Here is a 24,934-nt window from a genome sequence, read left to right on the forward strand (position 1 = left end):
GCCAGAAATGGCCATGCCGCTCCGCCAGACAGTCCGTATCGGGACGTACCTGTTCCAGCAGAAGCTGCGCAAGCGTGAGAAGTTCCCCCTCATCGTGGAGCTCGAACCGCTCTTCGCGTGCAATCTCAAGTGCGAGGGCTGCGGAAAGATCCAGCACCCCGCCGGGGTGCTCAAACAGCGCATGCCGGTGGCACAGGCGGTGGGGGCCGTGCTGGAGTCCGGGGCCCCGATGGTCTCCATCGCGGGCGGCGAGCCGCTGATGCACCCGCAGATCGGGGAGATCGTGCGGCAGTTGGTGGCCAAGCGTAAATACGTCTTCCTTTGCACCAATGCCATGCTGCTGCGCAAGAAGATGGACCAGTTCACCCCGTCGCCGTATTTCGCGTTCGCCGTGCACATCGACGGGCTGCGTGAGCGGCACGACGAATCCGTCGCCAAGGAGGGCGTCTTCGACGAGGCGGTCGAGGCGATGAAGGAGGCCAAGCGGCGCGGCTTCCGCGTCACCACGAACTCCACCTTCTTCAACACGGACACGCCGCAGACCATCATCGACGTCCTGAACTTCCTCAACGACGAGATCGAGGTGGACGAGATGATGATCTCGCCCGCCTACGCCTACGAGAAGGCGCCCGACCAGGAGCACTTCCTGGGCGTCGAGCAGACCAGGGAGCTGTTCAAGAAGGCGTTCGCCGGGGGGAACCGGGCCCGCTGGCGGCTCAACCACAGCCCGCTCTTCCTCGATTTCCTGGAGGGCAAGGCCGACTTCGACTGCACCGCGTGGGCCATCCCCAACTACTCGCTCTTCGGCTGGCAGCGCCCCTGCTACCTGATGAGCGACGGCTATGTGCCCACCTACCGCGAACTGGTCGAGGAGACCGACTGGGACAAGTACGGCCGCGGCAAGGACCCGCGCTGCGCCAACTGCATGGCGCACTGCGGCTACGAACCGACCGCCGTGCTGGCCACCATGGGCTCGCTCAAGGAGTCGCTGCGCGCGGCCCGCGAGACGGCCGCACCGAGTGGCTCGCGCTAGCGCCTGCCGCCGCACGCCACCACGGATCCACCGGAGTACTGTCTCGTTCGAGCAGGGGGGCCCACCATGTCCTTGCTGGAGTCCATCGACGGCGCCGCGCGCACGGGTGAGGGGAGCGTGGGGTGAGCGACTTCGACCTGGCGAAGCTGCTGGCCCGGCGCGGAGCCGAGCGCTACGACCTGCACGCGCGCCACCTCAACCACCAGTTGCCGCGCATGCTGCACACCCTCGGTTTCGACAAGGTCTACGAGCGGGCCGAGGGCGCCTACTTCTACGACGCCGAGGGCAACGACTACCTCGACATGCTCGCCGGGTTCGGCGTCATGGGGCTGGGCCGCCACCACCCCGTCGTACGGCAGGCGCTGCACGACGTGCTCGACGCGCAGCTCGCCGACCTCACCAGGTTCGACTGCCAGCCGCTGCCCGGGCTGCTGGCCGAGAAGCTGCTGTCGTACGCCCCAGGACTCGACCGGGTCTTCTTCGGCAACAGCGGCACCGAGGCCGTCGAGACCGCGCTCAAGTTCGCCCGGTACGCCACCGGCAGGCCCAGGGTGCTGTACTGCGCGCACGCCTTCCACGGCCTGACGACCGGCTCGCTGTCGGTCAACGGCGAGGACGGCTTCCGCGACGGCTTCGCACCGCTGCTGCCGGACACCCCGGTCCCGCTGGGCGACCTGGAGGCGCTGGAGCACCAGCTACGCAAGAAGGACGTGGCGGCGCTGGTGGTCGAGCCCGTCCAGGGCAAGGGCGTGCACGCGGCACCGCCCGGATACCTGCGCGCCGCCCGCGAGCTGCTCCACAAGCACGGGGCGCTGCTCATCGCGGACGAGGTGCAGACCGGGCTGGGCCGCACCGGCGACTTCTTCGCCTACCAGCACGAGGCCGGTGTCGACCCGGACCTGGTGTGCGTGGCCAAGTCGCTGTCCGGCGGCTACGTGCCCGTCGGGGCGACACTCGGCAAGGAGTGGATCTTCAAGAAGGTCTACTCGTCCATGGACCGGGTGCTGGTCCACTCCGCCAGCTTCGGGTCCAACGCCCAGGCCATGGCCGCCGGGCTCGCCACCCTGGCCGTCATGGACGACGAGCGGCTCACCGAGAACGCCCGCCGCACCGGCGAGGAGCTGCGCACCCGGCTCGCCGCGCTCGTCGACCGGTACGAACTGCTGCACGAGGTGCGCGGCCGCGGACTGATGATCGGCATCGAGTTCGGCAAGCCGAGGTCGATGGGGCTGCGCAGCCGCTGGACGATGCTGCAGACCGCGCGCAAGGGCCTGTTCGCCCAGATGGTCGTGGCCCCGCTGCTGCACAGGCACCGGATCCTCACCCAGGTCTCCGGCGACCACCTGGAGGTCATCAAGCTGATCCCGCCGCTGGTGGTGGGCGAGGCCGAGGTGGACCGTTTCGTGAGCGCCTTCACGCAGGTCATGGACGACGCGCACAGCGGCGGCGGCTTCATGTGGGACTTCGGGCGCACCCTGATCAAACAGGCGCTGGCGACCCGCTGACCCGCGGGCCGTGCCGCCACCCGCGCGGGTGGCGGCACAGCCCGGGGGCCGGGCCGCTCACGCCCTTCCGGGCAGCTCTCCGCGTACCGTCCGCGCCGCCGCGGTGAGGTTGGCCAGCGAGGCGCGCACCTCGGACCAGCCCCGCGTCTTGAGCCCGCAGTCGGGGTTGACCCACAGCCGGTCCGCGGGCAGCGCCGTCAGCCCCTTGCGCAACAGCGCCGCGGCCTCGTCCGCGCCGGGGACGCGCGGCGCGTGGATGTCGTACACGCCGGGGCCCGCCTCGCGCGGGTAGCGGTGCGCGGCCAGCTCGTCGGCGACCTGCATCCGCGAGCGCGCGGCCTCCAGGCTGATCACGTCGGCGTCGAGGTCGTCGATGGCCTGGAGGATGTCGCCGAACTCGGCGTAGCACATGTGGGTGTGGATCTGCGTGTCCGCGCGCACCCCGCTGGTGGTGAGGCGGAACGCCTCGGTGGCCCACGCCAGGTAGCCGGGCCGGTCGGCGGCGCGCAACGGCAGCGTCTCGCGCAGCGCGGGCTCGTCGACCTGGATGACGGCCGTGCCCGCGGCCTCCAGCTCGCACACCTCGTCGCGCAGCGCGAGCGCCACCTGGCGGGCCGTCTCGGCGGCGGGCTGGTCGTCGCGGACGAACGACCAGGCGAGCATCGTCACAGGACCCGTCAGCATCCCCTTGACCGGGCGGGTGGTGAGGGACTGCGCGTACTGGGTCCAGCGCACCGTCATCGGCTGCGGCCTGGAGACGTCCCCCGCGCAGATGGGGGGCCGCACGTAGCGGGTGCCGTAGGACTGGACCCAGCCGTGCCGGGTGGCCAGGTAGCCGGTCAGCCGCTCGGCGAAGTACTGCACCATGTCGCCCCGTTCCGGCTCGCCGTGCACCAGCACGTCCAGGCCGGCCTCCTCCTGGAAGGAGACGACCTCGCGGATCTCGGCAGCGATGCGCCGCTCGTACGCGGCCTCGTCGATGCGCCCGGCGCGCAGATCGGCGCGGGCCGCGCGCAGCTCGCCGGTCTGCGGGAAGCTGCCGATGGTGGTCGTGGGCAGCGGCGGCAGGCCGAGGCGGGTGCGCTGCGCGGCCGTGCGCCGGGCGTACGGCGCCGAGCGGCGCGCGTCGGACTCGGTGACCGCTGCCGTGCGGGCGCGTACCGCCGCGTCGTGGGTGAGCGGCGAGGCGGCGCGTGAGGCCAGGTCGGCCCGGTTGGCTGCCAGTTCGCCGCCGATGGCGCCCGTGCCCCGGGACAGTCCGCGTGCCAGGGTGGCGGCCTCGGCAATCTTCTGCGCCGCGAACGCCAGCCAGCGGGAGACCTGCGGGTCGATGTCGCGCTCCGCCCTGGCGTCCAGCGGGACGTGCAGCAGCGAGCAGGACGGTGCCACGTCCACGCGGCCGGCCAGCCCGAGCAGCGTCCCCAGGGTGGTCATGGACCGCGCGGAGTCGTTGATCCACACGTTGCGCCCGTCGATGACGCCCGCCACCAGCCGCTTGCCGGGCAGCCCGCCGGCCGCGGCGAGCGTGTCGAGGTTGGCGGCGGCGGGTCCCGTGAAGTCGAGCGCCAGCCCCTCCACGGGGGTCTTGGCCAGTACGGGCAGCGCTTCTTCGAGCCGGTCGAAGTAGGAGGCGACCAGCAGCCGGGGCCGGTCGGCGAGGCCGCCCAGCTCCCGGTAGGCGCGGGCCGCGGCCGCCAGCTGTCCGTGGGTGCGGTCGGACACCAGCGCCGGCTCGTCCAGCTGCACCCACCGTGCCCCGGCGGCGCGCAGGTCCGCCAGCACCTCCGCGTAGACGGGCAGCAGCCGCTCCAGCAGGGTCAGGGGCTCGAAGTCCTCGGGTGCGCCGGGCGCCGGCTTGGCGAGCAGCAGGTAGGTGACGGGCCCCACCAGGACAGGGCGGGCCTCCACCCCCAGGGCGAGGGCCTCCTTCAGCTCGCGGGTCTGCTTGCCCGAGTCGGCGCGGAAGGCCGTCTCGGGGCCGAGCTCGGGCACCAGGTAGTGGTAGTTGGTGTCGAACCACTTGGTCATCTCCAGCGGCGCGGCCTCCTGCGTACCGCGGGCCATGGCGAAGTAGCCGTCCAACGGGTCGGCCTCGACCGCGGCGCGGTGCCTCTCGGGCACGGCGCCGACCATGACCGTGGTGTCCAGTACGTGGTCGTAGTACGAGAAGTCGCCCGTGGGCAGCTCGTCGAGGCCGGCCTCCGCCATCGCCCGCCAGTTGGCGCGGCGCAGCCCGGCCGCGGTGGCGTGGAGGGCCTCGGCGCTGACCCGGCCCTTCCAGTAGCCCTCGACGGCCTTCTTCAGCTCACGGCCCGGGCCCTGGCGCGGGTAGCCGTGCACGGTGGCGCGGGCCGAGGGGGCCCGGGGTGGGGTGCCGGTGGTGTCCGTGGCGTCCTGGGGTTCCGGCGCAGCGTGCGCACCTGTCGCTGTCACGCAACTCTCCTTCGCGAGGTGACCGAAGCGCTCCCGGGACCGGGACGACGACGCGAAGGGGCGCGGCGCTGACGGGGCCGCCTGGGCGCCCGCCTGGGCGGACGGTCGGCGCCGCCCGCACTGCTCCGCTCTCCGACCCGCCCTCGAGGTCTCGGGAGAACCGCACGCGTGGGCGTGCGGGCAGCGGGCAGGTCTTCGGACTCGCGGGCACGCCCGCCGGACTCCCGGCGGGCACCTACCGGCCGTCGCTTCCCGGACCGTTCCATCCAGTGCGTATGACGGCTCTCGTTCCCACTCACCGCTGCGGGGCAGTCCCGGATTCCCACCGGATTCCCTCTTGCGACGCCTCCCGCCTGGCGGACGGGGCGAACCAGCTGCGACGGCCAGCCTAGCGGCTTCGCGTGCAGGTGTCTGCGGGGCCCTGTGGCCCGACGCTCCGGCTCAGGACTCCAGCATCCTGGACCTGAGACGGGTGCGGGTCACCTCGGTGAGACCCAGCCCCTTGGTCAGGTAGGTCTCCACGTCGCCCCAGGTCTCGTCGATGGTGGTGAAGGCCGCGTGCAGGTACGCGGCGCGGGCGTCGAACAGGGGCGCCAGCAGTTCCAGCACCTCGGTCGACATCCCGGCCTTCGACTTGGCGCTGCGGTGCACCTTGTACCGCCGGTGCGGGTCGTTGGACAGGAGGTAGTCGGCCTCGATCGCGCCGCGGTCGACGCCGAGCGCCAGCAGCGTGATCGCCACCGACAGCCCCGCGCGGTCCTTGCCCGCCGCGCAGTGCATCAGCGCGGGCACGCTGTCCTCGGCGAGCGCGTGCAGGATCCGGCTGTGCTCGGCCGTCCGGGAGGTGATCATGGTGCGGTACGAGGTCGTCATCCGCTCGACGCCCAGCCCGTCGCCGAGGATGGTCTGGAGCTGGTCGAGCTCGCCGTCGCGCACCATCTTCCAGAACTCCGCGCCGTCGGCGGGGTCCGAGAGCGGGATGTTGACGTTGCGCACGCCCGGCAGCATCACGTCGGGGCCGTCGAGCTTCCGGTCGGCGGCGTTGCGGAAGTCGAAGACCGTGTGCAGTGCCAGACCGCCGAGAAAAGCGGCGTCCTCGGGTGTCGCGTGGGCCAGGTGTCCGCTGCGGAAGAGGACCCCGCGCCGTACCCGCCGCCCGTCCACCGTGGGCAGCCCTCCGACGTCCCGGAAGTTCCGTACTCCGGCCAGCACCTTCTCGGCGGACTCCTGCGTCACGAGTGCGCTCCCTAGCGTGTAAGACGACCGTCCGTTCGACCATACGACATGGATGCCTGAGGCGATCAGTTCCGGCGGGCGTGACCCCCGCGACGGGCTCGGCGCGGGCCGCGCCCGCGCCGTGCGCCCCCTGCGGTCCGCCTCGTGAGCGCTCCGTACGCCCGCGTCGTGAGCGCCCCTACGCCCGTACCGCGCGTGCCCCCGTACGCTCGCACCGTGAGTGAGGAGCTGTTTCCGCGTCCACCGGCTCAGGTGGCGCCGGGCGCCGCGCACCTGCCGGGATGGCTGGACGCCGGGGCGCAGGGAGAGCTGCTGGCGGCCTGCCGGCGCTGGGCACTGCCGCCCGCCGGGCTGCGGACGGTGCGGATGCCCGGCGGCGGCGAGATGTCGGTGCGCCAGCTGAGCCTGGGGAGGCACTGGTACCCCTACGGCTACGCGGAGACCGTCGTGGACGGCGGCGGTGAGCGGGTGAAGGCCTTCCCCGCGTGGCTGGGGGAGTGGGCGCACCGCGCGGTGGGCGACGCGGCGGCGGTGGTGGGGGAGGGCGTGTTCGGGGACGGGGCCCGCGCCGCCGCGTACGACATCGCGCTCGTCAACTTCTACGGCGCGGACGCGAGGATGGGCATGCACCGGGACAGCGACGAGCGCTCCGACGCGCCCGTCGTCTCCTTCAGCCTCGGCGACGCCTGCGTCTTCCGCTTCGGGAACACCGAGGGACGGGGCCGGCCGTGGCGGGACGTGCGGCTGCACAGCGGCGACGCCTTCGTCTTCGGCGGGCCCGCGCGCCTGGCCTACCACGGGGTGCCCCGCACCGAACCCGGCTCGGCGCCGCCCGCGTTGGGGCTGCGCGGGCGGGTCAACGTCACCGTGCGGGCCTACTGAGCCGGTGGGGGGCGGATGGTGAGTCACCGCGCGGCCCTGTCAAGCGGAAGCCGGGCGGGTTCACTCTTTGGGAGCTGGCGAACCCTGGCGAATACCCCGTTCGGGTCAGTCGGGGGCGTGGCTGCGGGCTAGCGTGACCATGGCGTCGTCACCTCCCTCACACCGTCTTGACACCTCAACTTCCCGAGGACCCCATGGTCGAACCTCCGAGCAACGCGGTGCAGGCCTCCGCAGGAATAGGAACCTCCACTTCCGCTTCACTGGTCGCCTCCGCGGCCGCGTCCGCCTCAGCGTCAGCCTCAGTCTCAGCCTCCGGAAACAGCGGCAGGCACGGCGTCGCACGCCGCCGGCACGGCAAGCCCCGCACCCGAGAGAACGCACGCGAGAACGTGGGAGACGCCGCCGTCCGCCGACGGCTCGTACGGCTCGCCGTCCTGCCCGCAGGACTCGTCGCCCTCACCGGCGCCGCCGTCGTCGTCTGCCTCCTGCGCGCCCGCGGCGGCACGCCCCTCGGCGCCTCGGTCTGGGGAGTGCTGGCCGCCGGGGCGTTCCTCTGCTGCGTCGTGCCGGGCACCGCCGCGTACCTCGCCGCGGCCGAAGCACGGGGAACCGCCGAGCGCTGCGCCGCGCTGCGCCGTGCCACCGCACGCGGCCAGGCCGAACTCAGATCCATGCTCTGGGCGTTGCGGCACGGTGAGCGACCCGTGCCGCGCACCCGCGCCCCGCAGGGCGAACCGGTCGGCGACGGGCTCGACCTGCTCGTGCACCAGGCGGCTCTCGCCCAGTGCGGCGCCGAGGCCGCCGTCGCGGAGGCCGTCTCCCTCATGGGCAGGGCGCGCGGGGAGGGCGAGGAGAAGATGGAGGTGTTCGTCAACCTCGCCCGCAGGCTCCAGTCCCTGGTCCACCGCGAGATCCGGTTCATCGACGACCTGGAACACGAGGTGGAGGACCCCGACCTGCTCAAGGGCGTCTTCCACGTCGACCACCTCGCCACCCGTATCCGGCGCCACTCCGAGAACCTGGCCGTCCTCGGCGGCGCTGTCGCCCACCGCCAGTGGACCCGTCCGGTCTCCCTCTCCGAGGTGCTGCGCTCCTCCGTCGCGGAGGTGGAGCACTACACCAGGGTGCAGTTGGTCCCGCCGATCGAGGGCGCCGTGCGCGGGCACGCCGTCGCGGACGTCATCCACCTGCTGGCCGAACTGATCGAGAACGCCACCGTGTTCTCCGCGCCGGAGACCCGCGTCCTGGTCCGCACGGAACCGGTGACCGCCGGGCTCGCCGTGGAGGTCGAGGACCGGGGGCTCGGCATGAACCCCGAGGAGCAGAACCAACTCAACGCCGTCCTCGCCGACCCGGAAGGCATCGACGTGCCGGCACTGGTGCGCGACGGCCGCATCGGGCTGTACGTCGTGGCGGCCCTCGCCCACCGCCATGGGGTCGTCGTCCAGCTCCAGAACAACATCTACGGCGGGGTGCAGGCCGTGGCCGTCCTGCCCCGGAGCCTGCTGGGCGAGCCGGCAGGACACGGCAGGGCGGCGCTGCCCGACGGCGGGCGGGACGGCGGCGGCGCGGGCGGCGCCGGACCGGCTGCCCCGCCGGCCGGCGCACCCGCGACCACCCGCTCCGGCGCGGCGCCCGCGGGAGCGGCACCGCACGCGGAGGCCGGCCCCGACGGGTGCACCCGTGCGGGCACGGACTCGGGGCCCGGTGCGGCGCGCCCGGGTGCCGCACGCCCGGGTGCCGCGCCGTCTGCGGCCACCGGCCCCGGCGGGTTTCCCGGTGCGGATGCGCGTGCGGGAGCGGGCGCGGGGCCCGGGGCGGGAAGCAGCCAGGGGTCTGGTGCGGGAACGGGCGTGGGGCCCGACGCCGGAGCCGGCTCAATGACTGGCGGGGGAGCGAGTTCGGGGCCCGGTGCGGGGGTGGGCTCACAGCCCGGTGCGGGAGTGGGCTCGGAACGGGGCACTGGAGCAGGCTCGGGGCCCGGCGCGGGAGCGGTCCCGGGGCTCGGCGCGGGAGCGAGTTCGGTGCCCGGTGCGAAAGCCGACCCTGGCCCGGGGTCGGGCGCGGGCTCGGGTACCGGCGCGGAAGCCGGCTCCGCGTCGGGGAGCGCCGCCCACCGCGCGGCGCTCCCCGCTGAGCAGGGCCGCACGGTGGGGGCGGAGCGGGGCGCGGGAGACGCCGACGCGGGAGCGGTCTCTCCGGCGGATCCCCGGCCGCGCGCACGGGCGCGAGGCGGACAGCGCGGCCCCGCCACCCCGGCCCCCCTGGGCGCGCCGGAGCAGACGGAGTCCACGGGCGGCCCGGAAGGGGACGCACGCGACCGCGAGAGGCGTGCGCTCGGCCCGCCGGGACCCGCCGCGCGGGCGCGGAGGGCCGAGGACCCCGGCCGGGTACCGGGCACCTCCTCCGGGCGAGGGCAGGGGGCAGCCTCGCCGCAGGGGCGGGGCGCTGTGGAGGGCGAACCGTTGGCCGACCGCCCTCCGTTGCCCAGGCGGCGCCGGCAGACGCATCTGGCGCCGGAGCTGCGCGAACCTCTGCCGCCGACCGGGAGCGCTCGCGACGAGGGCGGGCACGATCCGGGGCTGATGGCGGCCTTCCGCCGGGGCAGCACTCTCGCGCACGGCATCGACCATCCGGCCGGCGGACACCCGCCGCCCCACCCAGGAGAAGAGCGCGACCATGGCGAGTGAGACCCAGGCACCGCAGGCCCCCCGAGGCTCCAGTCCCACCCCCGGGGCCCAGAACACCGACCTGTCCTGGCTGTTGGCCGGGCTGGTGGAGCGGGTGCCGCACGCGAGCAGCGCGCTGCTGCTGTCGGCCGACGGGCTGGTGAAGGCGGCGCACGGTCTGGAGCCCGACACCGCCGATCACATGGCGGCGCTCTCCTCGGGGCTGTACTCGCTCTCGCGCAGCCTGGGGGTGCGCATGGCGGGCGGCGACGGGGTGCGGCAGGTGGTGGTCGAGCTCGACCGGTCGTTGCTCTGCGTGACGCGGGCGGGGCAGGGGGCCTGCCTGGCGGTGCTGGCCCGGCGGGAGGCGGACGCTGCGGTGCTGGGGTACGAGATGGCGATGCTCGTCAAGCGGGTGCGCTCCCCGCTGTCGACCCCCGCGCGCCAGCCAGGGCCCGCGTGAGCGGACCTCGTGCGCACTCCGCCCCCGCCCCCGCCGCCGCACCCTCCCGCGCGGCCGCCCCACCCGTTGCCGGCACGCCCGCCGGACGGCGAGGCGCCGCCACCGGACGGCGAGGTGCCGCCGCAGGGCGGTGAGGCACCGCCGCAGGACGGTGAGGTGCCGCCGCAGGATGACGGGCGGACACCGTCGTCGTGCGGGGGCGCTCCGCCGCAGTTCGACGAGGCGGCGGGGCGGCTGGGGCGGCCGTACACGGCGAGCGGCGGACGTACCAGGCCGACCACCGCGTATCAGCTGACCACGCTCGTGCGGGCGACGGGGGCCAGGCCGTTGCGCTACTTCGGCCCTGAGCACCGGCGGCTGCTCCAGCTGTGCGCGGGCGGCCCCCTCTCGGTGGCCGAACTCGCCGCGCAGTTGCGGTTGCCCGTGGTGGTGACCAAGGTCGTGCTCTGCGATCTCCTCGACAGCGGTGCCGTCGCCGTGCGTGCTCCGGCTCGGGTGGGTGCCGGTCAGGAGCCGGTGGAAGGAGAGGTGTTGGAGGCGCTGTTGGAGGGGCTTCGCCGACGCCTCTCCACCCGGTCATGACAGGCATATGGTGAGAGAAGTTGTGCGGAACCGTTGTTATTGCTTGGTTGCTGTGGTGTCTTGTGGGTTATGGAAGCGAAGCCCTGGGCACGACGGAGTTTTCTGGCGGCAAGTGGCGGCGTTCTCGCGGGTTATGCCGCCTTCTCGGAACAGAAGGCGGCGTTCGCGGCCGGACGGAGACCGGCGGCGGGCCGCACCGGACGGGAGTGGGACGCCGACCCCACCACCTTCGAGATCAACAGGGAACCGGCGCGCGCGGTCCTGGTCCCCCACCGTGACACCAAGTCAGCGCTGCGCGGCGGGCGGGGACACTCGCCGTACCACAGGTCGTTGAACGGTGACTGGCGCTTTCGCTGGTCCGAGAACCCCGACAAGCGGCCCGAGGGGTTCCACCGCACCGACTACGACGACGGCGACTGGGACACCCTGCCCGTCCCCGCCAACTGGGAGCTGCACGGCTACCGCGAACCCATCTACCTCAACGTCCGCTACCCGTGGATCGGTTACGAGGAACCCGAGCCGCCCGCCGTCCCCAAGGAGTTCAACCCGGTCGGCTCCTACCGGCGCACCTTCACCGTGCCGCGCGACTGGGACGGCAGGCGCACCCTCCTCTCCTTCCAAGGGGTGAAGTCCGCCTTCTTCGTGTGGGTGAACGGCCGGCAGGTGGGCTACAGCGAGGACAGCTACACCCCGGCCGAGTTCGACATCAGCGAGCATCTGAGGCGCGGCGAGAACACCCTGGCCGTCGAGGTCTACCGCTGGTCGGACGGCAGTTGGCTGGAGGACCAGGACATGATCGACCTGTCCGGGATCTTCCGTGACGTCTACCTGTACTCGGTACCGCGCGTGCACCTGCACGACGTGGAGGTCCGCACCGCACTCGACGACGCGCTCACCAGCGCGGAGCTGACCGTGCACACCCGCGTGCGGGACACCACCGGCGGCACGGTCGGCACGTACACGGTCACGGGCGTCCTGTACGACGCGGACGGGCGCAGGGTGGAGACCGGGCGGCTCAGCGGCACCGTACGGCCGCCCGCAGGCGGTATCGGCGACGCCGACCTGACGGGAACGGTGCGCCGCCCGGCGCTGTGGTCCGCCGAGAGTCCCGCCCTCTACACCCTCGTGCTGACGGTCGAGGGGCCCGGCGGCGGGAAGAGCGAGGTCCAGCGGGTGCGGTTCGGGTTCCGCAAGCTGACCTTCGGGCCCGGCAAGCTGGAGATCAACGGCAAGCCGCTCGTCTTCGCGGGCACCAACCGGCACGAGTCCGACCCCGACCACGGGCAGGCCGTGCCGGAGAAGACGATGCTGCGCGACATCGCACTGATGAAGCGGCACAACATCAACGCCGTCCGCACCTCGCACTACCCCAACGCCACCCGCTGGCTGGAACTGTGCGACGAACACGGCCTGTACGTCGTCGACGAGGCCAACCTGGAGACCCACGGCGTCCGCGACACCGTCCCCGGGTCCCTTCCGGAGTGGACCGAGGCGTGTGTGGACCGGGCACGCAGCATGGTCGAGCGCGACAAGAACCACGCTTGCGTGGTGATGTGGTCGCTCGGCAACGAGGCGGGCGGCGGCGACAACTTCGCGAAGATGGCCGACTGGATCCACGAGCGCGACGCGAGCCGCCCCGTGCACTACGAGGGCATGAGCTCCGTGGCGGACGTCGAGAGCCGGATGTACGCGCCGCCCTCCGAGGTCGAGAAGTACGGCGAGTCGGGCAACCCCAAGCCGTTCCTGCTGTGCGAGTACGCGCACTCGATGGGCAACAGCACCGGCAACCTCAAGGAGTACTGGGACCTCTTCGAGAAGTACCCCAACCTGCACGGCGGCTTCATCTGGGACTGGGTCGACCAGGCGATCCGCAAGCCCGTGCCAGGCGACGCGTCCCGCACCTACCTCTCCTACGGCGGTGACTGGGTGAAGGACTATCCCACCGACGGCAACTTCTGCTGCAACGGGGTCATCCGCTCCGACCGCGAGGCGGAGCCGGAACTGGCCGAGGTCAAACACGTCTACCAGCGCATCGCGTTTTTGGGGAAGAAGGCCGCCGAGGGCGAGGTCGAGGTCGTCAACAAGCAGCTGTTCCTCGGGCTCGACGCCTACGAGCTGCGCTGGGAGGTCACCCGGGACGGCGAGCGGCAGCAGCACGGCACGGCGAAGCCGCCCGCCGCGGGGCCCGGCGAGACGGGCACCGTGCGCCTCCCGCTCACCCGCCCGGGCAAGCCCGCGCCGGGCGCCGAGTACTGGCTCAACCTCTCTCTCGTACTGCGCCACGGCACCTCCTGGGCCAAGGCCGGGCACGAGGTGGCCACCGGACAGCTCCAGCTCAAGGACTGGCAGACCCCGGCGCCGAAGGAGCCCGGCGACGAGGAGCTGCCGCCCGTCGAGTACGAGGAGAGCGGCAAGCAGGTCACCGTCACGGGGCGGGACTTCACCCTCACCCTGGACAGGGCCGGCGGCACCCTGACCGACTTCCGGCACAAGGGCGCAGTCGTGCTCTCGGCGGGTCCCGTGCCCAACTTCTGGCGCGGCCCCACCGACAACGACATCGGCCGCGGCTTCCACAAGACCGCGGCCACCTGGAAGGAGGCGGGCGCCAAGCGGACCACCGACGAGGTGAAGGTGGTCAGGAAGAACCGCTCCGTCGTCACGATCGAGGTCCGCAGCACCCTGCCGACCTCGCCGGCGACCTCGGCGTTCACCACCGTCTTCACCGTGCGCGGGGACGGCGAGGTCCGCGTCGCCCACACGCTGGAGCCCGGCGCGGGCCTGCCCGACCTGCCGATGGTCGGCGCGCTGCTCACCCTGCCGAAGGACCGTTCCGCCTTCACCTGGTACGGGCGCGGGCCGCAGGAGAACTACTGGGACCGCCGCACGGGCGCCGCGCCGTGGGCCGCTACCGCTCGAGTGTCGAGGAGCAGTTCACCCCGTACGTGCGGCCGCAGCAGTGCGGCAACGTGACCGACGTGCGGTGGGGCGAGCTGAGCGGCAAGGACGGCACCGGGCTGCGGGTGAGCACCGAGCCGGGCGACCACCTGGAGCTGAGCGCGCTGCGGTACACCCCCGCCGACCTGGACGGGCCGAAGCACCCGCACGAGCTGACGCCGCGGAAGGAGACGGTGCTCGGCGTCAACCACCGCCAGATGGGGCTGGGCGGCAACGACTCCTGGGGCGCGGCGCCACTGGAGCAGTACCTCCTTCACGCGGACCGCACCTACCGCTACGGTTACCGCCTGCGCGCGGTGTGACGGCCGGCGCTCAGGTGGCGAGCGAGCACAGGTGAGCGGGAAGGGGCTGGACGTGACGGACCGGCGGGACGACTTCACGACCGTGGCGGACGGGACGCGGGTGGCGACCTACACCTGGCTTCCCGAGGGAGACGTACGCGCCCTCGTGCAGCTCGCGCACGGCGCCGCCGAACACGCCCAGCGCTACGACCGCTTCGCCCGCTTCCTGACCCGGAACGGGTACGCCGTCGTCGCCTCCGACAACCGGGGGCACGGGGCGACGGCGCAGTTCACCGGCGGCTTGGGCGCCGTCGGTGAGGAAGGCTGGCGCGCCACGGTCGCCGACCTCAAGGAGGTTGGCGACCGGGCGCGTGCCCACCTGCCCTCCGACGCGCCCCGCTTCCTCCTCGGGCACAGCCTGGGCTCCCAGCTCGCCCGCGACTACGCCCAGGAGTACGGCGAGGAGCTGTCGGGGCTCGTGCTCTCCGGAACCTTCCGGTGCCTGCCGGGGACCGAGACCGAGAGCGCGATCCGGCGGCTGGAGCGGGAGAGCGCCGAGCGGGGCAGGAACGCGCCCTCGGACTTCACCGCCGAGCTGTTCGCCTCGTTCAACGACGCGTTCACCCACCGCACCGGATACGAGTGGCTCTCCCGCGACGAGGCGGAGGTGGACGCCTACGCCGAGGACGAGCGCTGCGGCTTCTCCTTCAGCGCGGGCCTGTCCCTGGACTGGGTGCGCGCCAACCGCAAGATCAACGATCCGGAGCAGTTCGCCCGCATCCCCCGCGCCCTCCCCGTCCACGTGGCCGTGGGCGAGCTCGACCCCTGCCACCAGCGCATGACGCTCGTGTACGAACTGCTGGAGGACTTCCGCTACCTGGGCTCGCACGACCTGAGCTGGCGCGCGTACGAGGGCGCCCGGCACGAGATCCTCAACGAGACCAACAAGGACGAGGTCCAGGCGGACCTGCTGGAGTGGTTCGAGAGCCACCTGGACGTCGGTCCCTGACCCGGCGCTACCCCGCCCGCGCCCAGTCCTTGGCGAACTCGCCGGGCGGGGCCGGACGCGCGTAGTACCAGCCCTGCGCCGTGTCGCAGCCCAGTTGCCGCAGCTGGTCGGCCTGGCTCTCGGTCTCCACGCCCTCCACCGTCACGGCCAGGCCGAGCGCGTGCGCGAGCGAGACGATGCCCTCGACGAAGGTCAGATCCACCGGGTCGGCCGGGTGGCGCTGGAGCCCCTGGGTGAAGGAACGGTCCAGCTTGAGCGTCGTCGCCGGGAGCCTGCGCAGATTGGCCAGGTTGGAGTAGCCGGTACCGAAATCGTCCAGCGCGATGTCCACCCCGAGGTCGGCCAGCTGCCACAACGGCTTGAGCTCGTCCTCGTCGGCGCTGATCAGCGCCGACTCCGTGACCTCCAGGCACAGCGACGAGGGCGCCACCCCCGCGGCCTCCAGCACCGCGATGGTGTCCGGCACCAGATCGGGATGGTGCAGCTGCCTGGGGGAGAGGTTGACGTTGACGCGCAGCGGCTGCCCGCCGGCCCACGTGCAGGCCTGGGAGACGGCCTGTTCCAGCACCCAGCGGCCCAAAGGGACGATGAGCCCGGTGTGTTCGGCCAGCGGGATGAAGCGGTCGGGGCCCAGGCGGCCGTGTACGGGGTGCTTCCAGCGGACCAGCGCCTCGGCGCCGTCCACCTGCCCGTCGCTCATCCGGATCAGCGGCTGGTACTCCAGGAAGAACTCGTCGCGCTCCAGCGCCCCCGGCAGGTGGTTGGTGAGGCTGTGCCGGTCGATGGCGCGGGCCTCGGAGTCCGGATCGGCCAGCGCGTAGCGGTTTCCCCCGGCGTCCTTGGCCCGGTACATCGTGATGTCGGCGCTGCGCAGCACCTCCGCGGGCTCCAGCCGGCCCGCGGCGCCCTCCACGATGCCGATGCTGGCGCGTACGGACAGCTCACGTCCGTCGACGCTGATCGGGGTGGCCAGCGCCGCCAGCAGGGAGCGCGCCAGGCAGGTGACCTCCTCGGTGTCCTGCGGGTCGGACATCAGCACCACGAACTCGTCCCCGCCGATCCGGGCCACCAGGTGGGCCGGCGCGGTGGTGCAGGACTGCAGGCGCTCGGCGACCGCGACCAGGAGCTGATCGCCCACCGCGTGTCCGAGGCTGTCGTTGACGGCCTTGAAGCCGTCGATGTCCAGGTAGCAGAGCCCGAACCTGCGCACGCCGCCGCCGGGGCTGAGGATCCGCTCCAGGCGCTCGGCGAACAGCGTGCGGTTGGGCAGCCCCGTCAGCTCGTCGTGGGTGGCCTCGTAGCGCAGGCGCAGGTGCAGCAGGCGCCGCTCGGTGACGTCCTCCATGAGGGCGAGTTGGTAGCGCGGTTCGCCCTCGGCGTCCCGCAGCAGCGAGACGGTCAGGTTGGTCCACAGCATGGTGCCGTCGGGACGCTGGTAGGGCTTCTCCACCCGGAAGTGGTCACGCCTCCCGCGGGCCAGCTCGCGGTGGAGCCGCCACACCTCGGGGGCGTCGTCGGGGTGCACCCAGTCGTTGAGGTTGCGGCGGCGCATCTCCTCCTCGGAGCGCCCGAACATCCGGGCCAGCGCGCCGTTGGCGTCCCGCAGCCGGCCGCTCATGTCCGCGATGCCGATGCCGATGGTGGCGTCCTTGAAGACGGCGCGGAAGCGGGTCTCGGAGGCGTGCAGGGCCTCTTCGACGGCGGTCTGGGCGGCCAGCGCGGCCCGCGAGAGCGCCTCCTGCTCGCCCAGGGTGCGCTCGCGGACGGCGAAGGTGAACCCGGCGGCGAGCGCGTGCTGGAGCCGGGCGCAGCGGGAGCGGGTCTCGTCGACGCCGAGCGCGCCCGGGACGCCGGCGGCGGGCGCGAGTCCGGCCGCGTACAGCACGAGGTAGGACTCGACCACGCCGAGGGCGTGCGGCAGCGCGTCGGGGCTGGTGCAGTGCGCGTCGTCCACCAGCGCCCGGCCGACCTCGCGGCCTGCCGAGGGGGTGAACGGGTGGGCGTGCAGGGCCTCGCCGAGACGGACGGCGAGCGGATGGAGGAAGTCCTCCAACTCGGCACGGGTGAGGGAGGTCTGGGTCGCCGGGTAGATCGTCCGGCTCCAGATCCGGGCGAATCTGCGCAGCCCGTCTTCCCCGTCGCTGCGGTCCTCGCGGTCCTCCCCGCGCTCGTTCTGCGAAGTCACGCGGCGCCTACCGCCTTACGGCCGATTCCGGCGAAGCCGCCGCAGGCACCGCTCTCCTCGTACTCAGGCGGTCCGTCGGGCCGCCACTGCGGCACCGGGACCAGACCGGGCTCGACCACCTCGAAGCCCTCGAAGAACAGCTGGATCTCGTCCTTCGTGCGGATCACCAGCGGGGCGTTCGCGGTGCTGTAGACCTCCTTGAGACCGACCCCGCCGTCGCGTCTCGGCCCCGCCTCGGGGGAGCCGTGGGAGAGCACGAGCAGACTGCCGGGCGCGAGGTGCCGGGCCAGTTCGGTGAGGTACGTGCCCGGCTCGTCCCGGTCCTCGACGAAGTGCAGCAGCGCGACGAGCATCAACGCCACAGGACGGCGCAGGTCGAGCAGGTCCTCCACCTCGGGGGACTCCATGATGTCCTGCGGGGAGCGGAAGTCCGCCGAGACGATGCCCACCCGCCGCTCGCCCTGGAGCACGGCGCGGCTGTGCGCGACCGCCACCGGGTCGTTGTCGACGTAGACGACCCGGGCCTCCCTCTCCAGCGCGTGCGCCACCTCGTGCACGTTGCCGAAGGTGGGGATGCCGGAGCCGATGTCGAGGAACTGGGTGACGCCCTCCTGGAGCGCGAAGCGGATGGCGCGGCGCATGAAGGCGCGGTTGTTCTGCATGATCTTCGGCAGCCCCGGCCACGCCTGGATCGCCCTGCGTGCCGCCTCCCTGTCGACCTCGAAGTTGTGCGAGCCGCCGAGGTAGTAGTCGTACATCCGCGACACGCTCGGCACCGTGAGGTCGATGCCGTGGGGGGCCCAGGCGGGACGTTCCATCGAGGGGTCTCCAGCTCGCTGCGTTCACCGGGGAGTTCCGGTCGGGCCCATGAGGCTAACGACCGGGGAGCGGCGCACGGAAGGAAACAGCGTTACTGGGGCTGGATCTTGCCCGGGTGTTGACAGCACGGGCGGGAGGTATCGGGGCATAGCGCATTCCGGCATGATTTAATTGCGAGCTGTTTGCAAGAGCCTCCGATTTCCAACAAGGAGTGTGCCACAGATGACTGCCCGGACGGTACGGACGGCCACCGCGAGGGCGACCGCCGCCGTCGTACTCGCCTCAGCAGCGGCATGCTCAGCCCCTGATGACGGTGGCGGTCCCGGCGGTGGCACGGACGCACTCACGGTCGGCGTCGCCCAGGAGCCCGAGACGCTCAGCCCGCTCCTCGGCTACGGCAAAGAGGGCAACTCGAAGATATTCGACGGCCTGCTGACCCACGACGCGCAGATGAACCTCAAGCCCGCTCTCGCCACCCGCCTGCCGAAGGTGAGCAAGGACGGCCGCACCTACACCTACGACCTGCGCGAGGGCGTCACCTTCAGCGACGGGAAACCCTTCACCGCCAAGGACGTCGTCTACACCTACGAGACGATCCTCGACAAGAAGACCAACAACGCCTCCAAGAGCGAACTCGACGCCGTCGACAGCGTCCACGCCGAGGGCGAGCACACCGTCGTCTTCCGGCTCAAGTACCCCTACGCCGCCTTCGCCGAGCGCACCGTGCTGCCCATCGCCTCGCAGGCCGTCGCCTCCAAGTCGGACGTCAACACCGGCTCCTACAACACCGAGCCCGTCGGCACGGGCCCCTACGTCCTCACCAGCTGGCGCAAGGGCGAGAAGCTCAGCTTCAAGGCCAACCCGCACTACTGGGGCGGAAAGCCGAAGATCAAGCGCTTCACCGTCGCCGTCATCGAGGACGACGACGTGCGCGCCACCCGGCTGCGCTCCGGCGACCTGGACGGCGCCATCCTGCCGCCCAACCTCGCCAAGACCTACGAGAAGGACGAGGACAAGCGCACCTTCAGCGCCAAGACCGCCGACTACCGCGCCGTCACCCTGCCCAGCGACAACCCCGTCACCGGCGACAAGGCGATCCGCCGGGCCCTCGACCTGGCCGTGGACCGCGAGGCCATGGTGAAGTCGATCCTCAACGGCGCCGGCAAGCCCGCCTACGGGCCCCTGCCCACCGACAGCCCCTGGTTCGCGAAGGGCACCGAGCGGCCGCACGACCTGAAGGCGGCCGAGAAGATCCTCACCGACGCGGGCTGGAAGCCCGGCAAGGACGGCGTCCGCCGCAAGGACGGCGAGCGCGCCGCCTTCACCCTCTGGTACTTCTCCGGCGACAAGCTGCGCCAGGACCACGCACTGGCCTACGCCTCCGACGCCAAGAAGGCCGGCATCGACGTCCACGTCCAGGCGGGCAGCCGCGAGGTCATCCGGCCCAAGGTGCAGCACGACGCGATGCTGCTGGGCAACGGCTTCCCCGCCGACCCGGACTTCGACCTCTACCCGACGCTGCACTCCTCGCAGGCCGGCAACGGCTGGAACAACCTGGCCTACTACCACGACGAGACCGTCGACGAGCAGCTGGACGCCGCCCGCCGCAGCCGCGACCCCGAGACGCGCAAGGCCGCCTACACCAAGGTCCAGCGGGCCCTGGCCAAGAACCCCGGCTACACCTTCCTGACCACCATCGACCACGTCTACGTCATCGACGACAAGTGGCGCGGGCTGACCACCCAGGTCGAACCGCACGACCACGGCATCGGCGCGGGACCCTGGTGGAACGTCCAGGACTGGCAGCCCAAGAAGTGACGGAAACGGACATACCCGCGGCCGCGCGGCCCCCGCTCCAGCGCCCCACCCGGCGCGCCCTGTGGGGCCCGGCCGCCCGGCTGGTGGGACGGCGGCTGCTGGCCGCCGTCCCCGTACTGGCCGCGGTGACCTTCGGCGTCTTCGCCGTCGCCGCCGCCTCCCCCTTCGACCCCGTCCAGCAGTACGCGGGCTCCGCCGGACTCAACGCCTCCCAGGAGACACTGGAGCAGCTGCGCGCCAACCTGAACGTCGACGGACCCTTCCCACAGCGCTGGTGGGACTGGCTCACCAGCGCCGTGACCGGCGACTTCGGCGACTCCACCGCCCTGCGCCAGCCCGTCGCACAGGTCATCACCGAACGGCTCGGCTGGTCGGTCCTGCTGTGCGCCGTCGGCTTCGCCTTCGCGGTGCTCGTCGGCACCGTGCTCGGTCTGGCCGCGGCCCGCCGCAGGGGTGGTCTCCTCGACCGGACGGTCACCTCGCTGTCCTACACGCTGGAGGCGGCACCGCCGTTCTGGCTCGGGCTGCTCGGCATCTGGCTGTTCGCCCTCCAGCTCGACGTGCTGCCCGCGGGCGGACTCACCGACAGCGGCAGCGACGTCGTCACCGCCTCGGCGCTGCTGCGCCACCTCGCACTGCCCGCGCTGGTGCTGGGCATCTCCCAGGTGCCGTGGTTCCTGCTGTACGTCCGCCAGGGCGTCGGCGACGCGCTGGCGGAGGACGCCGTACGCGGCGCACGCGCCCGCGGCCTGTCCGAGCGGACCGTGCTGCTGGGACACGCGCTGCGCTCCGGGCTGCTGCCCGTGCTCACCCTGATCGGCTCCCGCATCCCCGAACTCATCACCGGCGCCCTGCTGGTGGAGACCGTCTTCAGCTGGCCCGGCATCGCCTCGGCGACCGTCGAGGCCGCCACCGCGACCGACTTCCCGCTGCTGGCAGCGCTCACCACGCTGGCCACGGTCGCGGTACTGGCCGGGAACCTGCTCTCGGACCTCGGCTACGGACTCGCCGACCCCCGCGTGGCCCTGGAGGAGATGTGAGCATCCCCGCGGCGCTCAGGCGCAGGACCCCGCGCGGCACGCCCGCGACGGGCCGCAGCCTGCGGCTGCCCCTCTCGTCGTGTGTGGTGGCGGCCGTCGTGCTGGCCGTCGTCCTCGTGCCGCTGCTCGTCCCGCTGGACGAGCAGGCCGTCGACATGACCAACAAGCTCCACGCGCCCTCCCTCGCCCACCCCTTCGGCACCGACGACGTGGGCCGCGACGTGCTGCTGCGCTGCGTCTACGGACTGCGCGTCTCGCTCCTCGTCGGCGTCGTCGCCGCGCTGACCGCCACCGTCATCGGCACCGCGGTCGGTGCCGCCGCCGGCGCGGCCGGCGGCCGCACCGACCGGATGGTGATGCGCGTCGTGGACGTCTTCTCCTCCGTGCCGCACCTGCTGCTGGGCATCTTCATCGTCGCCATGTTCCGGCCCGGGGTGTGGCCCGTCGTCATCTCGGTGGGGCTCACCCACTGGCTGTCGACCGCGCGGATCGTGCGCGCCGAGGTGCTGTCCCTGCGCTCCCGCGACTTCGTCGACGCCGCCGTCTCGGGCGGCGCCTCCCGCTGGCGGGTCGGTGTGCGGCACCTGCTGCCCGGCGTGCTGCCGCAGGCCGGACTCGCCGCCGTGCTGATGGTGCCGCACGCCATCTGGCACGAGTCGGCGCTCTCCTTCCTCGGGCTCGGCCTGCCCACCCACCGGGCCAGCCTCGGCAACATGATCCAGGACGCGCGCGGCACCCTGCTGGCCGGCGACTGGTGGCCCACCCTCTTCCCCGGCCTGTTCCTCATCGTCCCGACCCTCGCCATCGCCTCCCTCGCCGGGGTGTGGCGGGAGCGGATCAACCCGCGGCGCCGATCGGAGCTGATGCTGTGAGCCAGGGCACCGACGCACCCGAGCCCCTGCTGTCCGTCCGCGACCTGTCCGTACGCTTCCGGATGCGGGGCGGGCGCGAGATCGCCGCCGTCACCGACGTCAGCCTCGACGTGGCCCACGGGGAGTGCCTGGCGCTGGTGGGGGAGAGCGGCTGCGGCAAGTCGGTGCTCGCCTCCGCGCTGCTGGGACTCCTCCCCGGCAACGCGCGGGTCGGCGGCTCCGCGCTGCTGTCAGGGCCAGGGCCCGGCGAGGTGACCGACCTCCTGGCCGCCGACGAGGCCACCATGGCCCGCACCGTGCGCGGCCGGCGCGTCGGTCTCGTCCCGCAGAGCCCGGCAGCCCACCTGACGCCCGTGCGCACGGTCCGCTCCCATCTGGCCGAGACCGTACGGGAGCTGACCGGGGCGAAGGGCCAGGCGCTGGCCACCGCCACCGCGGCAGCCGCACGGCGCGCCGCCTTCCCCGCCGACCACCTCGACCGCTACCCCCACCAGCTCTCCGGCGGACTCGCCCAGCGGGCCGCCACCGCGCTCGCGCTGGTGGGCGAAGCGCCGCTGCTGCTCGCGGACGAGCCCACCACCGGGCTCGACCGCGACCTGGTGGAGCGCACCGTGGACGAGTTGCGCGGCCACGCCGACGCGGGACGCGGACTGCTGCTCATCACCCACGACCTGACGGCGGCCGAACGCGTCGCCGACCGGGTGGCCGTCATGTACGCGGGCCGCGTCGTGGAACTGGCCGCAGCTCGCGGCTTCTTCGGCGCTCCCGGACCCCGCCACCCCTACGCCCGCGGCCTGCTGGACGCGCTGCCAGAACGTGCGTTCCGCCCCATCCCCGGCATGCCGCCAGAACTGGGCGACCTCCCCGCCGGCTGCGCCTTCGCACCGCGCTGCGCCCGCGCGGACGCCACGTGCGCGACCGTGCCGGCCCTGAACGGCACGGTGGCCTGCCACCACCCGGTGCCGGCGCCCGAGCCCGCCGGACACGGGCTGCGTCCCGAAGGGAGCCGGATATGACGCCGAATCCGCCCGCGCTGGAGCTGCGCGCGGTCACCGCCGGGTACGACCGGAGCGCCCCCGTGGTCCGCGAGGCGTCCCTGGCGGTGGCCGAGGGCGAGGCCGTCGGGCTGCTGGGGCCCAGCGGCTGCGGCAAGTCGACCCTGGCGAAGGTCGCGGCGCTGCTGCACCGCCCCTACGGGGGCACCGTCCACCTCGGTGGCGTCCAGGCGCGTGGCTGGCGGCACCGGGCGCCCCGCGCCCTGCGGACCGCCGTCGGCGTCGTCTTCCAGCAGCCCCGACTGGCCGCCGACCCCCGGCTCACCCTCGCCGCGCTGATCGCCGAGCCGCTGCGCGCCACCGGGCGGAAGGCCGAGGCGCTTGCGCGCACCGGGGAGCTGGCCGGCTCCGTCGGCCTGGGCACCGATTTGCTGGACCGCCGTCCGCACGAGGTCAGCGACGGCCAGCTGCAGCGCGCCTGCCTCGCCAGGGCGCTGGCCCTGCGCCCCCGGGTACTCGTCTGCGACGAGATGACCGCGATGCTCGACGCCTCCACCACGGCGGCGCTGGTGGCGGTCGTGGAGGGATACCGGGAGCTGACGGGTGCCGCCCTGCTCGCGGTCGGCCACGACCGCATTCTGCTCGAACGCTGGTGCGACCGCACGGTGGACATGCCGGGCCTCGCACTCCCGGCCCGGGACCCGGCCCCCGGGCCGAACCGTTAGGGCCGGTGGACGGTGGACCGCGCCCCGAGCGGGCGCGGGGAACTGCCCCCGCACGCCACAGCGCACCCGCAGACCGCCCACCACGAGCAGTGGCACCCCGTTGCCGGGACAGCACCCACAGGCAGCGCTACAGCCGCACCCCGTGCTGTCGCAGATACGCCAGCGGATCGATGTCGCTGCCGTAGCCGGGCCCCGTGCGGATCTCGAAGTGCAGGTGCGGCCCCGTGGCGTTGCCCGTCGCGCCCGAGCGGCCGATGCGCGCTCCCGCACCGACCGACTGCCCGGACCGTACGGAGATCGCCGACAGGTGCCCGTACTGGCTGTACCTGCCGTCGCTGTGGCGCAGCACCACCTGGTAGCCGTAGGCGTCCTGCCAGCCTGCCGAGACCACCGTGCCGCCCCGCACCGCCCTGACGGAGGTCCCGGTGGAGACGGGGAAGTCCACGCCTGTGTGGTGTCCTGACGACCAACTGCCGCCCGCCGCGCGGTAGGCCGTGCTCGGGCCGACACCGGCCACGGGAGCGGTAGCCGAACCCCCCGAGGCACGGGGCGTCTTCTTCTCCGGGGCCTTCTTCTGCGGTGCGCTCTTCTCCGGGGCCTTCTTCGGCGGAGCTTTCTCCTCGGGTGCCTGCTTCTGCTGCGCCTTCCGCCCGGAGGCGGAAGGGCGCTCGGCGCGGTGGGGACCGCTCTCCTTCCGCCCCGTCTTCTGCGGTGGCCCCGTCGTCTCCAGGCGCTGTCCCGGCAGGATCAGGTCGGGGTCGGCTCCGACGGTGGAGCGGTTCCAGTCGTAGAGGCGGTGCCAGCCGCCCTCCACGCTACGCGCTTCGGCGATGCTGGAGAGCGTGTCGCCGCTGACGACCTCGTAGGTCGTCTGCTTCCTCAACCGCTCGGCCCTGGCCCGGTCCGCCTTCTCCTTCGACGCCCGGGCCTTCTCCGACTTCTCCTCCTGATCGGTCTTCTCGTCTTCCGATGCCCGCGCCCGCACGCTCTTCGCCTCCTGGGAGCGGGTCCGTTCGGCCTTCGGGCGCGCACCGGCGCGATGCGGTTCCGCGTCGCCCCGGGTGAGACCGGCGCGCGGACCGCAGTGCGGCCACGCCCCGGGGCCCTGCCCGTCCAGCACCTTCTCGGCGACCGCGACCTGCTCGCTCGGGGAGGCCAGATCGGCCCGCGGTGCGTACGCGCGGCCGCCGTACGCCTCCCAGGTGCTCCGGGTGAACTGGAGCCCGCCGTAGTGGCCGTTGCCGGTGTTGATGTCCCACGTGCCGCTGCTCTCGCAGGCCGCGACCTTCTCCCACACGTCCTGCGGCGCGGCGTGCGCGAGCTGGGCGGCGGCGAGGGGTAAGGCGATACCCGCGCTGCCCGCGGTCACCGTCCTGGAGACGCGCGCGGCGGAGCGGGGCTGGGGTCGGCGGTGGCGCCCACGTGCGGACAT

At 72.9% G+C, this 24,934-nt stretch carries 19 protein-coding genes and 1 riboswitch; of the genes, 14 read left to right on the forward strand and 5 right to left on the reverse strand.

The genetic code is table 11. The features are described 5' to 3' along the window. Positions 1–7: 7 nt before the first annotated feature. A complete protein-coding gene (hpnH, locus tag MMF93_RS28875; protein ID WP_242756049.1) occupies positions 8–1,033 on the forward strand; it encodes an adenosyl-hopene transferase HpnH in 1,026 nt (341 codons plus the stop codon). 122 nt (positions 1,034–1,155) lie between these two features. After that, positions 1,156–2,538 carry an aspartate aminotransferase family protein gene (locus MMF93_RS28880; RefSeq protein WP_242756051.1) on the forward strand — a complete coding sequence of 461 codons (1,383 nt, stop codon included), beginning with the start codon at positions 1,156–1,158 and terminating at the stop codon, positions 2,536–2,538. Positions 2,539–2,595: 57 nt separating this feature from the next. Here MMF93_RS28880 and metE read toward each other — a convergent pair whose 3' ends face one another. Further along, entirely contained in the window at positions 2,596–4,878 is a 2,283-nt protein-coding gene (gene metE, locus MMF93_RS28885; protein WP_242757829.1) for a 5-methyltetrahydropteroyltriglutamate--homocysteine S-methyltransferase, read from the reverse strand. Positions 4,879–5,152: 274 nt separating this feature from the next. Next, positions 5,153–5,348, reverse strand: a riboswitch (cobalamin riboswitch). Positions 5,349–5,412: 64 nt separating this feature from the next. Next, the gene (locus tag MMF93_RS28890; protein WP_242756053.1) at positions 5,413–6,207 is read right to left on the reverse strand and encodes a tyrosine-protein phosphatase; all 795 of its coding nucleotides are present in this window, start codon (positions 6,205–6,207) and stop codon (positions 5,413–5,415) included. A gap of 216 nt (positions 6,208–6,423) precedes the next feature. On the opposite strand from MMF93_RS28890, the gene MMF93_RS28895 reads away from it, so the two are divergent. The 7 genes from MMF93_RS28895 to MMF93_RS28920 all read left to right on the forward strand — a co-directional run bounded on the left by MMF93_RS28895 (position 6,424) and on the right by MMF93_RS28920 (position 15,048). Continuing rightward, entirely contained in the window at positions 6,424–7,089 is a 666-nt protein-coding gene (locus tag MMF93_RS28895) for an alpha-ketoglutarate-dependent dioxygenase AlkB family protein (protein WP_242756055.1), read from the forward strand. Positions 7,090–7,478: 389 nt separating this feature from the next. Further along, a complete protein-coding gene (locus MMF93_RS33550; protein ID WP_341483313.1) occupies positions 7,479–9,779 on the forward strand; it encodes an ATP-binding protein in 2,301 nt (766 codons plus the stop codon). Continuing rightward, positions 9,769–10,221: a roadblock/LC7 domain-containing protein gene (locus MMF93_RS28905; protein WP_242756058.1), complete on the forward strand. Its 453-nt coding sequence runs from the start codon at positions 9,769–9,771 to the stop codon at positions 10,219–10,221. Before MMF93_RS33550 ends, MMF93_RS28905 begins: the two co-directional genes overlap by 11 nt. Before the next feature lie 9 nt (positions 10,222–10,230). Then, positions 10,231–10,803 (forward strand): DUF742 domain-containing protein, encoded by a 573-nt coding sequence (locus MMF93_RS28910; RefSeq protein WP_423835543.1) that lies wholly within the window; start codon positions 10,231–10,233, stop codon positions 10,801–10,803. Between the two features lie 69 nt (positions 10,804–10,872). Then, a complete protein-coding gene (gene lacZ, locus MMF93_RS28915; protein WP_274709514.1) occupies positions 10,873–13,773 on the forward strand; it encodes a beta-galactosidase, LacZ type in 2,901 nt (966 codons plus the stop codon). Then, entirely contained in the window at positions 13,746–14,060 is a 315-nt protein-coding gene (locus MMF93_RS33440; RefSeq protein WP_274709515.1) for a beta-galactosidase small subunit-related protein, read from the forward strand. Before lacZ ends, MMF93_RS33440 begins: the two co-directional genes overlap by 28 nt. A gap of 52 nt (positions 14,061–14,112) precedes the next feature. Further along, positions 14,113–15,048, forward strand: coding sequence for an alpha/beta fold hydrolase (locus MMF93_RS28920; protein ID WP_242757832.1), 936 nt, complete (start codon positions 14,113–14,115; stop codon positions 15,046–15,048). Between the two features lie 7 nt (positions 15,049–15,055). On the opposite strand, the gene MMF93_RS28925 is transcribed toward MMF93_RS28920, so the two are convergent. Further along, complete coding sequence (locus tag MMF93_RS28925; RefSeq protein WP_242756059.1) at positions 15,056–17,233, reverse strand: putative bifunctional diguanylate cyclase/phosphodiesterase; 2,178 nt, start codon at positions 17,231–17,233, stop codon at positions 15,056–15,058. Then, the gene (locus MMF93_RS28930) at positions 17,230–18,051 is read right to left on the reverse strand and encodes an SAM-dependent methyltransferase (RefSeq protein ID WP_242756060.1); all 822 of its coding nucleotides are present in this window, start codon (positions 18,049–18,051) and stop codon (positions 17,230–17,232) included. The genes MMF93_RS28925 and MMF93_RS28930 overlap by 4 nt, the downstream gene beginning before the upstream one ends. A 223-nt stretch (positions 18,052–18,274) precedes the next feature. On the opposite strand from MMF93_RS28930, the gene MMF93_RS28935 reads away from it, so the two are divergent. From MMF93_RS28935 to MMF93_RS28955, 5 genes are all read left to right on the forward strand, one after another. Continuing rightward, positions 18,275–19,870: an ABC transporter substrate-binding protein gene (locus MMF93_RS28935; RefSeq protein ID WP_242756061.1), complete on the forward strand. Its 1,596-nt coding sequence runs from the start codon at positions 18,275–18,277 to the stop codon at positions 19,868–19,870. Between the two features lie 59 nt (positions 19,871–19,929). Then, complete coding sequence (locus MMF93_RS28940; RefSeq protein WP_242757833.1) at positions 19,930–20,910, forward strand: ABC transporter permease; 981 nt, start codon at positions 19,930–19,932, stop codon at positions 20,908–20,910. Beyond that, positions 20,907–21,782, forward strand: a complete 876-nt coding sequence (locus tag MMF93_RS28945) for an ABC transporter permease (RefSeq protein ID WP_423835544.1) — start codon at positions 20,907–20,909, stop codon at positions 21,780–21,782. The genes MMF93_RS28940 and MMF93_RS28945 overlap by 4 nt, the downstream gene beginning before the upstream one ends. Positions 21,783–21,844: 62 nt before the next feature. After that, positions 21,845–22,798 (forward strand): ABC transporter ATP-binding protein, encoded by a 954-nt coding sequence (locus MMF93_RS28950; RefSeq protein WP_242757836.1) that lies wholly within the window; start codon positions 21,845–21,847, stop codon positions 22,796–22,798. After that, positions 22,795–23,502: an ABC transporter ATP-binding protein gene (locus MMF93_RS28955; RefSeq protein ID WP_242756062.1), complete on the forward strand. Its 708-nt coding sequence runs from the start codon at positions 22,795–22,797 to the stop codon at positions 23,500–23,502. Before MMF93_RS28950 ends, MMF93_RS28955 begins: the two co-directional genes overlap by 4 nt. A 127-nt stretch (positions 23,503–23,629) precedes the next feature. Here MMF93_RS28955 and MMF93_RS28960 read toward each other — a convergent pair whose 3' ends face one another. Beyond that, positions 23,630–24,934, reverse strand: a complete 1,305-nt coding sequence (locus MMF93_RS28960) for a transglycosylase family protein (protein ID WP_242756063.1) — start codon at positions 24,932–24,934, stop codon at positions 23,630–23,632.

Source organism: Streptomyces tubbatahanensis (assembly GCF_022699385.1).
Lineage (GTDB): Bacteria > Actinomycetota > Actinomycetes > Streptomycetales > Streptomycetaceae > Streptomyces > Streptomyces diacarni.